Origin of the sequence: Alcaligenes aquatilis (assembly GCF_003076515.1) — a bacterium.
In the GTDB taxonomy this organism is placed as follows: domain Bacteria; phylum Pseudomonadota; class Gammaproteobacteria; order Burkholderiales; family Burkholderiaceae_B; genus Alcaligenes; species Alcaligenes aquatilis.
The window spans coordinates 1,849,301-1,863,162 of the sequence record NZ_CP022390.1; the positions used below are offsets into that span (position 1 = coordinate 1,849,301).

The 13,862-nt window shown below is 55.4% G+C and carries 15 protein-coding genes; 6 read left to right on the forward strand and 9 right to left on the reverse strand.

Going from position 1 to position 13,862, the window contains the following annotated elements; all coding sequences use genetic code 11:
• Window positions 1–16: 16 nt before the first annotated feature.
• Together trxB and CA948_RS08535 are read left to right on the forward strand one after the other, a co-directional pair.
• Window positions 17–973, forward strand: a complete 957-nt coding sequence (gene trxB, locus CA948_RS08530; RefSeq protein ID WP_094197375.1) for a thioredoxin-disulfide reductase — start codon at window positions 17–19, stop codon at window positions 971–973.
• On the forward strand, window positions 960–1,727 hold the full coding sequence (locus CA948_RS08535; RefSeq protein WP_108727787.1) for a Smr/MutS family protein: 768 nt from the start codon (window positions 960–962) through the stop codon (window positions 1,725–1,727). Before trxB ends, CA948_RS08535 begins: the two co-directional genes overlap by 14 nt.
• A gap of 248 nt (window positions 1,728–1,975) precedes the next feature.
• On the opposite strand, the gene CA948_RS08540 is transcribed toward CA948_RS08535, so the two are convergent.
• The 4 genes from CA948_RS08540 to CA948_RS08555 all read right to left on the reverse strand — a co-directional run bounded on the left by CA948_RS08540 (window position 1,976) and on the right by CA948_RS08555 (window position 5,516).
• Entirely contained in the window at window positions 1,976–2,302 is a 327-nt protein-coding gene (locus tag CA948_RS08540; RefSeq protein WP_094197377.1) for a tetratricopeptide repeat protein, read from the reverse strand.
• 214 nt (window positions 2,303–2,516) lie between these two features.
• Window positions 2,517–3,563, reverse strand: a complete 1,047-nt coding sequence (locus CA948_RS08545; protein WP_108727788.1) for a 2,5-dihydroxypyridine 5,6-dioxygenase NicX family protein — start codon at window positions 3,561–3,563, stop codon at window positions 2,517–2,519.
• Window positions 3,564–3,630: 67 nt separating this feature from the next.
• On the reverse strand, window positions 3,631–4,959 hold the full coding sequence (locus CA948_RS08550) for an MFS transporter (protein WP_238988669.1): 1,329 nt from the start codon (window positions 4,957–4,959) through the stop codon (window positions 3,631–3,633).
• Window positions 4,960–5,018: 59 nt separating this feature from the next.
• Window positions 5,019–5,516, reverse strand: coding sequence for a flavin reductase family protein (locus CA948_RS08555; protein WP_108727790.1), 498 nt, complete (start codon window positions 5,514–5,516; stop codon window positions 5,019–5,021).
• Window positions 5,517–5,830: 314 nt separating this feature from the next.
• On the opposite strand from CA948_RS08555, the gene CA948_RS08560 reads away from it, so the two are divergent.
• Both CA948_RS08560 and CA948_RS08565 read left to right on the forward strand, forming a co-directional pair.
• Window positions 5,831–6,136, forward strand: a complete 306-nt coding sequence (locus tag CA948_RS08560; RefSeq protein ID WP_108727791.1) for a Dabb family protein — start codon at window positions 5,831–5,833, stop codon at window positions 6,134–6,136.
• A 147-nt stretch (window positions 6,137–6,283) separates the two neighbouring features.
• Window positions 6,284–7,180, forward strand: coding sequence for a PaaX family transcriptional regulator (locus CA948_RS08565; protein WP_094197382.1), 897 nt, complete (start codon window positions 6,284–6,286; stop codon window positions 7,178–7,180).
• A gap of 14 nt (window positions 7,181–7,194) precedes the next feature.
• On the opposite strand, the gene CA948_RS08570 is transcribed toward CA948_RS08565, so the two are convergent.
• The 3 genes from CA948_RS08570 to icd form a co-directional block, all read right to left on the reverse strand.
• Window positions 7,195–8,529: a carboxylesterase family protein gene (locus tag CA948_RS08570; protein WP_108727792.1), complete on the reverse strand. Its 1,335-nt coding sequence runs from the start codon at window positions 8,527–8,529 to the stop codon at window positions 7,195–7,197.
• A gap of 3 nt (window positions 8,530–8,532) precedes the next feature.
• Window positions 8,533–9,768, reverse strand: a complete 1,236-nt coding sequence (locus CA948_RS08575; protein WP_108727793.1) for an acyl-CoA dehydrogenase family protein — start codon at window positions 9,766–9,768, stop codon at window positions 8,533–8,535.
• A gap of 309 nt (window positions 9,769–10,077) precedes the next feature.
• Entirely contained in the window at window positions 10,078–11,334 is a 1,257-nt protein-coding gene (gene icd / locus CA948_RS08580) for an NADP-dependent isocitrate dehydrogenase (RefSeq protein ID WP_042488358.1), read from the reverse strand.
• Between the two features lie 267 nt (window positions 11,335–11,601).
• Between icd and CA948_RS08585 the strand changes: the two genes are divergently transcribed.
• Complete coding sequence (locus tag CA948_RS08585) at window positions 11,602–12,030, forward strand: DUF1841 family protein (protein WP_094197385.1); 429 nt, start codon at window positions 11,602–11,604, stop codon at window positions 12,028–12,030.
• Between the two features lie 14 nt (window positions 12,031–12,044).
• On the opposite strand, the gene CA948_RS08590 is transcribed toward CA948_RS08585, so the two are convergent.
• Together CA948_RS08590 and CA948_RS08595 are read right to left on the reverse strand one after the other, a co-directional pair.
• Window positions 12,045–12,413 carry a c-type cytochrome gene (locus CA948_RS08590; protein ID WP_108727794.1) on the reverse strand — a complete coding sequence of 123 codons (369 nt, stop codon included), beginning with the start codon at window positions 12,411–12,413 and terminating at the stop codon, window positions 12,045–12,047.
• Between the two features lie 16 nt (window positions 12,414–12,429).
• Window positions 12,430–12,786 (reverse strand): c-type cytochrome, encoded by a 357-nt coding sequence (locus CA948_RS08595; protein WP_108727795.1) that lies wholly within the window; start codon window positions 12,784–12,786, stop codon window positions 12,430–12,432.
• Between the two features lie 217 nt (window positions 12,787–13,003).
• Here CA948_RS08595 and CA948_RS08600 point away from each other — a divergent pair, with 217 nt between their 5' ends.
• Window positions 13,004–13,861 (forward strand): AAA family ATPase, encoded by an 858-nt coding sequence (locus CA948_RS08600; protein ID WP_094197388.1) that lies wholly within the window; start codon window positions 13,004–13,006, stop codon window positions 13,859–13,861.
• Window position 13,862 lies beyond the last annotated feature (1 nt).

Below are 13,862 nucleotides of genomic sequence, written 5' to 3' on the forward strand. Positions count from 1 at the left end.
TTTCGGATTTTCTGTGATGTCGACTACTAAGCACGCAAAAGTACTCATTCTGGGCTCAGGCCCGGCCGGCTATACCGCAGCGATCTACGCAGCCCGCGCCAACCTCAACCCTGTCTTGGTCACCGGCATGGAGCAAGGTGGCCAACTGATGACCACCACGGATGTAGATAACTGGCCAGCCGATGCCCAAGGCGTCCAGGGACCTGATCTTATGGCACGTTTCCAGGCGCATGCGGAACGATTCGAAACAGAATTAATCTTTGACATGGTGTCCTCGGTTGACCTGTCCACCCGCCCGCTGACCTTGAATGGGGATAGTGGCACAGTCTACACCTGCGATTCGCTGATTATTGCAACAGGTGCGTCGGCGCAATACCTGGGCTTGCCATCGGAACAGGAGTTCATGGGCCGTGGCGTCTCCGGTTGTGCAACATGTGACGGTTTCTTCTACAAGAATCAAGACGTGGTGGTCGTCGGTGGTGGCAATACCGCCGTAGAAGAAGCCCTGTACCTGTCCAATATTTGCAAAACCGTGACACTGATTCACCGTCGCGACACTTTCCGCTCCGAGCCCATCCTCACCGACAAACTGATGGATCGCGTCCAGAACGGCAATATCCGCCTGAAACTGCACAGCGAATTGCAAGAAGTGCTGGGCGATGCTTCTGGCGTGACCGGTGTGCGCATTATCAACAAGCAAACCCAAGCCACTGAAGATCTGGCCGTGACCGGCGCTTTTATCGCCATCGGCCATAAACCCAACACCGGGATCTTCGAAGGCAAACTGGATATGCACGATGGCTACATCACCACTCGTAGCGGCCTGAAAGGCATGGCAACCATGACCTCCGTTCCCGGTGTGTTTGCCGCAGGTGACGTGCAAGACAATATCTATCGTCAGGCCATTACCAGTGCAGCCAGCGGTTGCATGGCCGCCTTGGATGCACAGCGCTGGTTGGATGAAAACAAATAAGCCCAAAGCCGTAGGCCGCAGCCTGGCAGACCTGAAGAAGTTGCAAGGTCAGGTCCGCCAGGATCTCAACCCGCCCCCGGCCCCCGCTCGTCCTCAAGCTCGCAAGCGTCCCCGTCCACCGGATCCCGGTGGCAAGCCGGCCAAGCCGGCTCCTGCCAGCAGCGCCGCAGCAGCCCAAGACCCCATTTCTTTATTGGACCCCAGCGACAGGGCCTGGCTACGCCAGTCCATGCGTGACGTCGCTCCCTTGAAAAAACGCGGTCAAAGCATGCTTATGAGCCGCCCTACAGCCAGCCCGGAACAGTTGGAGCAACGTCGTCGCCACGCGGTAGGTGCGCCCGTCAACACACCTGCCCTGCCCCAAGCCTCTGACCAATATGTCAGCGTGCAAGGCGAGAGCAACGATATACGACATTTGCGTGCCAGCTGTGGCCCCGATGTCTTGCGCGACCTGGAGCGCAACCGTTGGCCGATTGAGTCCAGCCTGGACTTGCATGGCTCCGATCTGGAGCAGGCCCGAGAGCGACTGGACAACTTTCTACGTTCCTGTCTGGAACACGGTGTGCGCTGTGTACGAATTGTCCATGGCACGGGCTACGGCTCACGCAATGGCGAACCCGTTTTGCGTCATGCCGTGCGTCGCTGGCTAACCCAGTTGCCCAGCGTTCTGGCCTATATGGAATGCGCGCCCAATGAAGGTGGGCAAGGTGCCGTCAAACTGGTGCTGCAAGCCATGTCTGAACCCGGTGTTTGATTTTCTTTATTGAGTACAGACGTAAAAAAGGCCAGCTTTCGCTGGCCTTTTTTTTGTTGTTGTTATGTTGTACTGCCTATTGCTTTTATAATAGTGACCGTTTTGTTCCGGTCTTTGTTGCCCAGCTTCGCGGGCTATGTCTCCTCACCTGCATGAAACGTATTGTGCCCCATTTATAACGCTGTCACACTTAGGGAATGCACTGATACCCGCATCGCAAGAAAAGATCCGTCGCCCATTCGTAATGTTTATTCGGCTGCCTGCTCCAAAGCCTTTACGGCCCGTTTCAAAAACACCTGCATTTCTTTCTCAGCCTGCTTATCGCCCTGTTCCTGGGCAATTACCAAACCCTGCTCCAGAATTTCCCTGGCCTGTTTGAATTGCTGCAGATTCACCAGCACCCGGCCCAATAGCTTCCAGGCTGCGGTGTAACGCGGATTCATTTCCACCGCTTTGGACAAATGTTCACGAGCGGCTTCCAAATCACCCTCGCCCATACACGCATTGCCCAAGCCAAAGCGCAGCAAGGCATTATCCTTGCCTGCGGCCAGTAATTTCTCCAATCCTTCGCGCATAATCCGTACCTCTGAAAACCCAGCAAGACTTGGCCGCGTTGCCTTCGCACAAAGCAAAATAGCGACAGCGATAAGCCTGAACAGCTTGATGGCTATCAAACAATATAACCATCAATCTTTAAGCTTGGTTTTGTAGCACGGAATATCAACGAGCAACCAAGCAGCCCAGGCTCGGTAGGCCCATTCCCCTGCCGGTACCGCCTTGGCTAGCGCTTTAGGCCAGATCGCCTTGCAACACCCCCTTGCTGACCACTTCACGGCCATCCAGGCTCACCGTGCAATTACGCATCGGATAGTCGAAGTGGCAATCGGAAAAACGACCTGCCGCAGGATTGGCGCCAGTAGAAAAGAGAAAGTTACCCGCAAAGGCACGCAACTCCGTTCCGTTGGTATCGCGCTTGTCGTACATGGCCAAGGAATCCCAACGAGCTGCCGGTGCCATGCCCCAGCCCACATGGCTGACCGCATAGGCATCCTTGTCATTCCAGCTTGCGTAGTAGGAACGGATCAAATCGGCATCCACGCCCTTGCCCTCAATAGCCACGACATAATCGTTTTCGATACGCAGGGTCACCGCCGATTCCAGATAACGCTTGAAGGTCAGGTTCACATCCCCGCTATCGAGCACCAGCGTGCCATTCACACTGCCATTGCTGGGGTAGCAAATACATAAGCCGGCAGGCCAGTACCCAAAACTGCCCGGCTTGTCGGCAATCCCGGCGCTGCCGCGTCCGATCACCCCCGCCAGGCTGACCGTCAAACCCGTACCGGCCTCGGAGCTGATGTGCATGACGCTGGCATCGCTAATTAGTTTGCCGCCAATATCGCACTTGCTTTGCAAGTAAGGACTGGGTTTGACCCGCTCCAGAATCTCGGGATGCTCGTCGCTGATCATCATGATGCGGGCACCGTTGGCCAGCAGAGCCGCACGCTCGGGCGAATGCAGCAACCCTTCTACCGTGCAGTCCACGATGAACTGGCTGCCTGCCAAAGCCTGAACAATCGGGTCCATACCCTCCAGAGCCAAAGAAGTCCCAGTCGAGCGCAAGGCAATATTGCTTTTCAGACGTGGCGAGACTAATTTCACATGACAAACCCGTGCGCCCATTTGCGTCAGGGCCAACTCGGCCAGCTCGGCCAGCACGGAGCGCGATTGCGTCTCGGACAGCACAACGGCCATCTCGCCGGGCTGCACCTTGCACAGTCCAAACACTTCTACAAAATCAGCAATCCACTTGCCTTCAATATGCTCACGCAACATCTCACTACTCCTAGAAAATTCAAAAAAACGCTGCACAGCTTTTTCAGCCGGGCAGCGCCTGTACACATCAGTCGTGCAAGTCCTTGCCCTTGGTCTCGGGCGAGGCAATGGTGGCCCACAAGGCCAGAATGCACAGACCAATCAGGTACCAGTCAAACACCTGCTTTTGATTGATGGAATGCAGCCAGGCTTGCAAATAGGGGGCAGTCCCGCCCGTCAGGGCACCAGCGACCGAATACGGCAAACCCATGGCGACCGCCCGGATACGAGTCGGAAACTGCTCGGGGAAAAAGGCGGGCATGATCGCAGTAGGGGCAGAGATTAAAAACATGCCGCCTACCATGAACACCACCAAACGCCAGATCTCGCCCTGGCCGCCAGTCAGCACCATGGTCAGCGGGATGATGCTGATGATGGAGCCGATAGAAAAGAAGTACCAGTTCGCCTTGCGACCAAAGCGATCCGAAAATGCCCCCCAGAAAATCAAACACAGGATCAGGAACAGATTGGCCCCAACGCCTACCCACATCACCTTGGCAGCAGGCATGCCCAAAGAGGTAATGGCAAAGGTGGGTGCCATAATGGCCCAGACGTAATACAGCACCGTGCCGCCTGCCGACAAGGCAAAAACGCGCAAGCAGGCGCTGCGGTATTTCCAGACCTCTGACCAGAACACCCGCGCACCAGGACGTGCCGTTTTCCCCGAAGCCTGGGCAGCCTGACGGGCTTTGAACATGGGGGTTTCGTCCAGTTTTCTGCGCAGATACAGCGCATATACCCCCAAAGCACCACCCAGAACAAAGGGCACACGCCATGCCCAGGCCCGCACAACCTCTTCACCCAGCAGGCTGGTCAGGCAGGCACTGAGCAAGACAGCCGCCAGAACCCCGATCGTGACAAACACAAAGACGGAGGAAGACCACAGCCCGCGTTTATGGGCAGGTGCCATTTCAGTGACGTAAGTGAAAGAGGACACCACCTCCCCACCATGACCAATGCCTTGCAACAAGCGGCCCATCAACAAGAACAAGGCAGCAATCGGCCCTACCATGTCATAAGTCGGTGCAACACCAATTACCAAACTGCCCAAGGCTGTCACCAGCATGGACAAAGTCATGGTGAAACGTCGCCCCTTGCGGTCGGCCAGCCAGCCAAAAAAGATGCCTCCCAAAGGGCGCATGAAAAAGCCCACGGCAAATACTGCCAGCGTGCCCAGCAAGGCCGCCAGCGGGTCCTCGCTATGAAAAAACTGCTTGGCAAAATAGGCGGCAAAAATCGAATACGCCGTCCAGTCGTACCACTCCAGGGCGTTACCCGCCCCAACCCCCAAAATAACGCGTCGACGCTGCGCAGCAGTCATGGGCTGCTCGCGCAAAGATGATGTAGGTGCGTCCAAGAGATGTCCCCTTCACTGTGATAGTTATGCTTCTTGTTGTTTGTTTTTGATCCGGTGGCTCAGGCCACCAACTGCGTGAAACGAGAACGATGAAAGATCAGTGGCGAGATTTCGCGTTCGATCTGCACATCGTGGATAAGCAATTGCACGGCATCGTGGTCCCCGGCCGGATGCACTTGAAAAACACTGCAGTCAAACCAGACTGATGCCCCTTGGATATGGACAGCCCCCTCCTCGGTCAGCTCGACCTCGATATCGCTGAAGCGGCTGTCCTTGTCCGGCCCAGCCAGCTGATGGCAAATAGCCGCATGTTCAGCACTCAAAATTGACACCCCCAGACGCGAGGCGCTCGACAGCAGCGCCCAGGTCGAGGAACTTTTCTGTACAAAAAAGGCGGCCAAAGGCGGATCCAGCGATACCCCTACGGAAAAACTGGACGCCACAATGACGTGCGGCTTGCCATCGAGCACAGCCGCAATAGCGGCAACCCCCGACGGAAAGTGCCCAAAGGCTTCGCGTACCGCCCTGGCTCCCAACCCACTTATGTTTTCTTTCATGACGATGACTCTGCTCAGGCGTTAAAGACCCAAAACCCAAAATGAGGCGAGCGCTCCTGTAGCCTGCTCGCTTGGCCTAAATTCTGTTTCGATCGTCATTTATTTGCAATAACAAAATAGACAATCAATGTCTTTTTTTGTTTATTTTAGGTATTAACCCTATGAAAAATCGTCGTTTTAAACACTATAGGCCTATACAATTTGCCTGTAATTTATTGCGAATAATGATCTGTAATTATTTATTTGCAATAAAACACCAATTAATAAAGCCCTGAACTACGGCAACAGGGCCTATCCCTGACAAGAAGGACAGCATGTATCTACATATCGTTTTGATGGCGCCCCACACCCCGCTCAGCCCGGAGCTGGTCCCCAAGCTGGATCACGCCTTTATCCGCATACGCCAGGAGTGCCCAGGCATAGAGCGCTTTGAGTGGGTGCCGAATTTGTCGCGCAGCTCTGCGCGCTACAGCCATGCCCTGCTGTCCGTATTCCGCACGCAGGAAGCTTTGGACGCTTACCGGGAGAGTGACGCTCATCAGGCCATGCTCGATGCCATCGCTGCGCATATTCAGGACATCGTGGTGCTGGACAGCGTGCTGGAGGAAAACCTGCCCTGAAAGGCCATGTCGCAGCCCTGTCGTACAAGACGTAACAAGCCTCGAATGCGGCCACGCTAGCGCCGCCGGGGCACGCACGGTAAAATGGCCCGCTACAAACCTACTATCAAAAATGGGTAGCGATCAGCCCCTCCACCGGAAAACAGAATGAAAGCAAGCGTCGCGATTGATGAGTTCATCGCCAGCCGAGACCATGGCGAGCACGAGCAACTTGCCCCGCACCACTACATTCTGACGCTCTACGGTCTGTTCGCCCGTCCCACGGGCGTCATCATTCCGGTGGCCAGCGTGGTCCAACTGCTAGCTGACCTGGGCGCTGAGCCATCCAGTGTGCGATCCGCTATTTCCCGACTCAAGAAAAAAGGCGTACTGGTCAGCCAACAAGCCGCCTCAGGCAAAGGCTATGCCTTGGCCGCCGAGCTGGAACCGCATATGCAAGCCGGTGACGAGCGGATTTTCTCCTCGCCCTCCATGAATATTCGGGATCCCTGGCTACTGGTCTCCTTCTCTGTTCCAGAAAGCGAACGCCAGAACCGTCACAAGATTCGTACCGGCTTGGCCCGCATGGGTTTTGGCACGGTGAATGCGGGCCTGTATATAGGTCCGGCGCGCTTGCAGGCAGAGGCTGTCGAGTACATACGCGAGCACCAGCTCTGGCCCTATATTGAGTTGTTCACCTGCGAACCCAGTGGCCTGAGCGATATTCAGGAAAAAATTTCCCGCTGGTGGAATTGGGACAAATTGGCCAACGAGTACCAGTCCTTTTTAAACTCATATCAGCACGAGGTTGAGGTCTGGCAAACCGCTTTGCGCCAGGGCACGGGCGACCCGCTGGAAGCCTTCCGCCTCTATATGCCCATGGTGACCCGCTGGCGCAGACTGCCCTTTCTGGATCCCGGCCTGGCACCCGAGCTATTGCCTGACAACTGGGTCGGCAATACGGCCCGTAAATTATTTGGTGACCTACACCGCCTGCTTAGCCCCTTGAGTTCGCAACACGTGCAACAGGCCATTCCAAACTGGAAGGCCCACCGCGCGGAGTAGATCAGCTTCTGGAGTCATGCCCCTACAAAACGAGCAATGTCCCCCCTCAAGTCCTGGGAAACACACTCAAATCGTTCCTGCGTTACCCCCTGCATCATAGGGGCATCCTGCCAAGCCAGGAAGTTGCCAAACTGAAACGGCAGATCAAAACAATGCCCACTGAACACCGCATCAAGTGGGCTTTGCTCTGTAAAGCCACTCCACACCACAGCTCGCCCCGCTGCTTTCAGGCTAGCCGCATACTGGGTAGGAAAGCGCTGAAACTGCAACCAGGAAGACGCCGCCACAACTTGCTGATACGGTGTCAAGCCCGACTCTGCTCCCTGATACACGCCGTTTCGCAGCAGGTTGGCGGGTAAATCTTCCGCAGGCCATACACCCAAAGCCTGATCGACCTGCTCTTGCGTCGCCTGCCGATGAAAAGGCACGTCAAAAAAGAACACCGAGGACTCTTGGGCAGTACAACGCAGATACACCGCCTGCGCATGGCAGGTTTGTGCCGCCCAGTCAGGATTCAATAAATCCGGCGGCATCCCGGCACTGGCCACAGGCAGGAATGCCGAAGGAGCATGAGCCAAGCGTGGTGGCTCTTTACCCAAGGCCAGCATGCCATGCTGCATCAAGGTATCCACGTCCGCCATCAACCACTGATCGCCCAGGCTTTGTCGCACACGCTCCGTGGTTTTTCTTTGTTGCTCGGGCGTCCACGGTGTGCGCGTCCCCATGCTGAGCAAAGCCACGCGATCAATCCAGCCTCGCGTGGACTCCAGCACACTGAGCAAATGCGCGTACCAGCCACCCGCCGACTGCCCCATCAAGGTGATCTTGTCCGGGTCGCCACCAAAGGCGTGGATGCGATCTTTCACCCATTGCAGCGCCAAGAGCAAATCGGCTGCTGGTAAAGGCAAATCATCCGCCTGTGCATCACCCAAGTGCCCCAAGGCGCCCAGACGATAATTCACATTGACGACCACCATGCCCTGCGCTGCCAAACGGGTGCCGTCATACCAATTCAAAGAAGCACCACCACTCATCCAGGCACCACCGTGGATAAAAAAGACGACAGGCAGACCTTGCGCTTGAGCTGGCGCCCACACATTCAGAAAGTAAGCATCTTCAGATTGGGGGTTGGCACTGCCTGCGCCCATGACCGCAGCAAGGCGGCTGGGGCGCTGCGGAAATAAAGGCACCTGACCCAGAGATGTCGCTGCCACCCGCCCCGTCGCCGCCTGCGCCGCTTCAAAACGATGCGTGCCTTGGGCGTAACGCAGGCCATACCAGGCCTGCACCTCTACGCCATCGGCACGACAACGGCGCGAGGGCGCATTGATCAGCAATGTCGCCGTCATGGCTTAGAGCTTGTTGGAAATATAAGGCGTACCGGTCATGCCGTTGCCGTGCAGCTCGTATCCCATGGGCGCGGTAATCGAGGCATGGCGAGTACCGGTATTAATATCGCGCCACATCCGGCCCAGCGGGCTGTTTTCCGCAAACGAAGCGGTGCCATGCAACCAGCAAAGATTGTTCACCGCATCCACCAGTTCGTGTCCGGCATGGCCGATCCCGGCGCGATGACGCGCACGCAGTTCCAAGGGCATGGGCACTATGCCAGAGGCAGCCGCATCAATCTGCGCCGCAGCACGTTCCAACAATAAACGGGCGCCATCAATCTGGATACTGGCCGAGCCCAAGTTCTGCACAAACGCCCCCGAGTCCGACTGTTTCTTGTAATGGGTATAGGTAATGCCACGCTTGCCACTGACGCCACTGGTGAAATCCACGGCAGCTTGAGCCGCTCCCAAAGATGGCGCTTGAATGCAGGTGGACATGGTCAGGTGCGGCGTCAAACGACGGCCAAACGTGGCCGAAGGATCTTGCTCCTGCACATCACCCATCAATTGCTGAAACGTGATCAAGCGCTCTTTGGGCACCCACAGGTTTTCAGCCACCATGGTGTTGGAGCCAGAACCGCGCATACCGATGGTGTACCAGGTGTCCTGAATGTCAAACTCATCACGACGCATCAACACAAAGCCCACGGTAGGCTCGACCAGCTCGCTTTCCTTGATGAACAGAATCCCCAGCGCCCAGTCCGAATGGTTGCTGTTCGATGCAAAAGGCCACTTGCCCGTAATGCGCCAGCCATCGCCATCCGGCGTTGCCGTGCCTTGCGGTTGAGCAAAAATGGACGCAGCACGGATAGGGCCATCTGCAAACACCTCATCGAGCATCGCATCGCTAAAACGGTTGGCCAGCATGACCGAACCATTCGAGATCACCACACACCAGGCGGCTGCCGGATCGTAATAGCCCACGGCGCTGGCGCACTGCAAGAGCATGTCCGCGCCACCCTCGTACCCGCCGTAGCGCTTCAAGGTCGAAATGCGCCAGGCCCCGGTGGACTCCAAAGCCTGAACCGCCTCATCCGACAACACGCGATTACGGTCAGCCTGTGGGGCCAGCTCGCGTAACAGCGGACCGATCTCATGGATACGTTCCAGAATCTCCTCTGTCTCCTGACGGGATGGGGCCTGAGTAACGGTGACCCGCTCGTGCTCGGCGACCAACGTAGCTCCTGTGATAGTCATAACTGCTCCTTAGAATTATTTGATGTAGCAAATTTATAGCCATCGTCAATTAATCGCAATATCAATAATTATGGAAACAGTCGAAAACTCTTGTTTTATTGGATTTATCCGGGTTTTTACCTAGTAAAAATCACACCTTCTTTTTATTTTTAATTGCATAAAACTAACGATCAAAAATAATATGAGCGCAATGATAGAAGAAAAAGACAGGAGCGGAACGGCCCGCCAAAGCATGAGGCGAAAAAAAACCGCCGACCCGAAGGTCGACGGTTTTTCATGTGGAAAACTGGCTTTAACAGCCTGTTTTCATTACATGTTTTCGATCATGACATCGCCAAAACCGGAGCAGGACACTTGAGTAGCGCCTTCCATCAGACGGGCAAAGTCATAAGTCACTTTACGCGAGGTGATGGATTTTTCCATGCTGGAGATGATCAGATCAGCAGCTTCGGTCCAGCCCATGTGACGCAGCATCATTTCAGCGGACAAAATCAGCGAACCTGGGTTCACGTAGTCTTTGCCAGCGTACTTGGGAGCAGTACCGTGGGTAGCTTCGAACATGGCCACGGAGTCGGACAGGTTGGCGCCGGGAGCGATACCAATACCACCGACTTGAGCAGCCAGAGCGTCGGAGATGTAGTCGCCATTCAGGTTCAGTGTGGCGATAACGTCGTACTCGGCAGGACGCAGCAGGATCTGTTGCAAGAAGGCGTCAGCAATCGAATCCTTGACGATGATCTCGCGACCGGTCTTGGGATTCTTGAATTTGCACCATGGGCCGCCGTCGATCAATTCAGCGCCGAATTCTTTTTGAGCCAGTTCGTAGGCCCAATCACGGAAGCCACCTTCGGTGAACTTCATGATGTTGCCCTTGTGAACGATGGTCACGGAAGAGCGATCGTTGTCGATGGCGTACTGGATGGCCTTGCGCACCAGGCGCTCGGTACCTTCGCGGGAAACAGGCTTGACACCGATACCGGAAGTATTGGGGAAGCGGATCTTGTTCACGCCCAGAGTGGTTTGCAGGAAGTCGATCAGCTTCTTGGCGCTTTCGGACTCAGCAGCAAATTCGATACCGGCGTAAATGTCTTCGGAGTTCTCGCGGAAAATGACCATTTCGGTCTTTTCTGGCTCACGCACAGGCGAAGGAACACCCTTGAAGTAGCGCACAGGGCGCAGGCAGACGTACAGGTCCAGTTGCTGACGCAGGGCCACGTTCAGGGAACGGATGCCGCCGCCAACGGGGGTGGTCAGAGGGCCTTTGATGGACACGACGTAGTCTTTAACGGCATCCAGAGTTTCTTCTGGCAGCCAGACGTCGGAACCGTACACCTTGGTGGATTTTTCACCGGCGAACACTTCCATCCATTCGATCTTGCGCTTGCCGCCATACGCTTTGGCAACCGCAGCATCGACCACTTTGATCATGACTGGCGAAATATCCACGCCCGTACCATCACCCTCGATGTAGGGAATAATGGGTTGATCGGGAACATTCAGGGAAAAATCCGCGTTAACTGTAATTTTCTGCCCCGACGCGGGGATCTTGATATGCTGATAGGACATGGATGCTCCAGTTGTGCTCCAATATTAGGGATAGCTAAACACGGAACGCTTTTGCGTTTCCGAAGTCTTATATAAGAGTTTAACTTAATTCGCGCGTATTCAGGCACCTGTAAACTCAAAGCTTGTCAAAAATGCTTGCATTCTTGACAACTTATCTATTCTACACGGCCCCGATGGTGGCTTGTACCAGCCAGTCATTCTCACCGTTTCCCGTAAAATGCGCGCCAAAGATTCGCATTTTCTGACCATTTTTTTCTCGACTCCACCATGTTCAACCCCTCTCGCGAGCAGGTTCGCCAATTTTTCATTGAAGCTTGGGACAAACACCAAAGTGGTCATCTGCTGACCGCTCTAGAGACCATGGCAGTGGATCTGGTACAGCAGCACCCCGAGTACCACGACGATTTACGTAACGCCGATGCCGTCAGTCAGGACTATTCCGTGGAGCAAGGACGCAGCAACCCTTTCTTGCACCTGTCCATGCACCTGGCCATCAATGAGCAACTGTCGATTGACCAGCCTCCGGGCATCAAGGCAGCGTATCAGCGCTTATTGACCAAGCACGATCAGCATGCCGCAGCGCACATCATCATGGAGGCACTGGGCGAGGTGATCTGGGAAGCACAACGTCTGGGCACGCCGCTAAACAATGAGCGCTATATCGAATTGATTTTGCGCCACAGCACGCGCGACTAACGCCGCAAGCAGCTTTACTTCCTATGGCTCAAGGGGCCGGGCTGACGCGACAGCCACACGGAAATACTGTCAATATCCGCTTGGCTCATGGTGTTGGCCATCGCTCCCATGATCGCGTTCTTGCGAATATTGGACGTTGCCGGCGCTCCGGCCTGCCCACGCTTGTACGCCATCAAGGTCTGACGTAAATAATCCGCATGCTGGCCAGCCAGAATGGGATACTCCGGATTCAAGGGCGTTTTCGCATCCTCGCCATGACAGGAGGCACAATTCAGGTTCTTCCAGGCTTGTCCGCCTGCATTGACCAAATCGTCAGCAGCCATTGCCTGACCGCCCCCTGCGGCCATCAGCCCCATTGCCACCAGTAAGACTGTTTTTCTCATACGTACCTCCCCGTCCTTAAGGTTTGTTGCCCGCGTAATACGCGGCAATGTCCGCCATGTCCTGTTCGGACAAGCTCAGCGCAATGGCTTGCATGGTGGGGAAGGTTCGAGCACCGCTGGCATACTCCTTGAGCGCCGCTTCTATATACGCAGCACCCTGCCCGGCAATCATGGGAACGTGATAGACCTCGGGAAAGCTGGCCTTGTAACCGGGCAAGCCATGACAGCCTATACACATGGAGATCTTGTCGCGCGCCGCCTCGGGATTGGCCTTGATCGGCTCGGAATCCTGCGCCTGGGCTGCCCAGGGCAGACAGGAGCTGGAGGCCAGAAGAAAGAAAGAGACACACCGCTTCATTTGCAACTTCATCATCGCTATTCGCTTTGTCGTGGAGTTGAAAACGGTCCGGGTCAGGCTCTGCGTCTATTGCAGCAAAAGGTGAATCAACGCGACACCTGGCTCTGTGATGCTGACCGACGAGTACTGAGACGATTGTATGATAATTGCCAAGGATGACTGATACTAGTATTTATACCCGAGTTTCTATTCTTGACAGATCAACATTTTAAGTACAAGTTTGAGCCGATTTATGACTACTACGACCCGTTTTGAAGGCACCGACCAGTACGTTGCCACCGATGATTTGAAGCTGGCCGTCAACGCCGCTTTGACGCTACAACGTCCTTTGCTGATCAAAGGCGAGCCGGGTACCGGCAAGACACTGCTCGCCCTGGAAGTGGCCCGTGCCCTGGGACGTCCCCTGCTGCAATGGCATATCAAGTCCACCACCAAAGCGCATCAGGGTCTGTATGAATATGACGCGGTCTCGCGTCTGCGCGACTCCCAATTGGGCGATGAGAAAGTCCACGATATCGGCAACTACATTGTGCAAGGCACCTTGTGGCAAGCCTTCGAGTCCGAGGAGCCCACCGTCGTTCTGATCGACGAAATCGACAAGGCCGATATCGAGTTCCCCAATGACTTGCTGCAGGAACTGGACCGCATGGAGTTTCATGTCTATGAGACTCGCCAGACCGTCAAGGCGCGCCACCGCCCATTGATCATCATCACGTCCAATAACGAAAAAGATCTGCCTGACGCCTTCCTGCGCCGCTGTTTCTTTCATTACATCCGCTTCCCGGAGCGCGAGACCATGGAACAGATTGTGGCCGTGCACTATCCCAACCTGCGCAGCGACATCCTGTCCAGCGCCCTAGATACCTTCTTTGCCCTGCGCGATGTCCCTGGCTTGAAGAAAAAACCCTCCACCTCGGAATTTCTGGACTGGCTGCGTCTGCTACTGGCTAACGACATTCCGGCCGATGCCCTGCATGAGCTGGATGAAGGCCTGCCCCCCATGGCCGGTGCCTTGCTGAAAAACGAACAAGACTTGTCCTTGATGCAGCGTCTGGCCGCCATGAGCCAACGCAGCCAGCGCCGGAGCTGAT

Bases quoted from the DNA above. Each gene is read 5' to 3' on its own strand.
- trxB (WP_094197375.1), top strand. From the start codon at position 17: ATGTCGACTACTAAGCACGCAAAAGTACTCATTCTGGGCTCAGGCCCG.
- CA948_RS08535 (WP_108727787.1), top strand. From the start codon at position 960: ATGAAAACAAATAAGCCCAAAGCCGTAGGCCGCAGCCTGGCAGACCTG.
- CA948_RS08540 (WP_094197377.1), bottom strand. From the start codon at position 2,302: ATGCGCGAAGGATTGGAGAAATTACTGGCCGCAGGCAAGGATAATGCC.
- CA948_RS08545 (WP_108727788.1), bottom strand. From the start codon at position 3,563: ATGTTGCGTGAGCATATTGAAGGCAAGTGGATTGCTGATTTTGTAGAA.
- CA948_RS08555 (WP_108727790.1), bottom strand. From the start codon at position 5,516: ATGAAAGAAAACATAAGTGGGTTGGGAGCCAGGGCGGTACGCGAAGCC.
- CA948_RS08560 (WP_108727791.1), top strand. From the start codon at position 5,831: ATGTATCTACATATCGTTTTGATGGCGCCCCACACCCCGCTCAGCCCG.
- CA948_RS08565 (WP_094197382.1), top strand. From the start codon at position 6,284: ATGAAAGCAAGCGTCGCGATTGATGAGTTCATCGCCAGCCGAGACCAT.
- CA948_RS08570 (WP_108727792.1), bottom strand. From the start codon at position 8,529: ATGACGGCGACATTGCTGATCAATGCGCCCTCGCGCCGTTGTCGTGCC.
- CA948_RS08575 (WP_108727793.1), bottom strand. From the start codon at position 9,768: ATGACTATCACAGGAGCTACGTTGGTCGCCGAGCACGAGCGGGTCACC.
- icd (WP_042488358.1), bottom strand. From the start codon at position 11,334: ATGTCCTATCAGCATATCAAGATCCCCGCGTCGGGGCAGAAAATTACA.
- CA948_RS08585 (WP_094197385.1), top strand. From the start codon at position 11,602: ATGTTCAACCCCTCTCGCGAGCAGGTTCGCCAATTTTTCATTGAAGCT.
- CA948_RS08590 (WP_108727794.1), bottom strand. From the start codon at position 12,413: ATGAGAAAAACAGTCTTACTGGTGGCAATGGGGCTGATGGCCGCAGGG.
- CA948_RS08595 (WP_108727795.1), bottom strand. From the start codon at position 12,786: ATGATGAAGTTGCAAATGAAGCGGTGTGTCTCTTTCTTTCTTCTGGCC.
- CA948_RS08600 (WP_094197388.1), top strand. From the start codon at position 13,004: ATGACTACTACGACCCGTTTTGAAGGCACCGACCAGTACGTTGCCACC.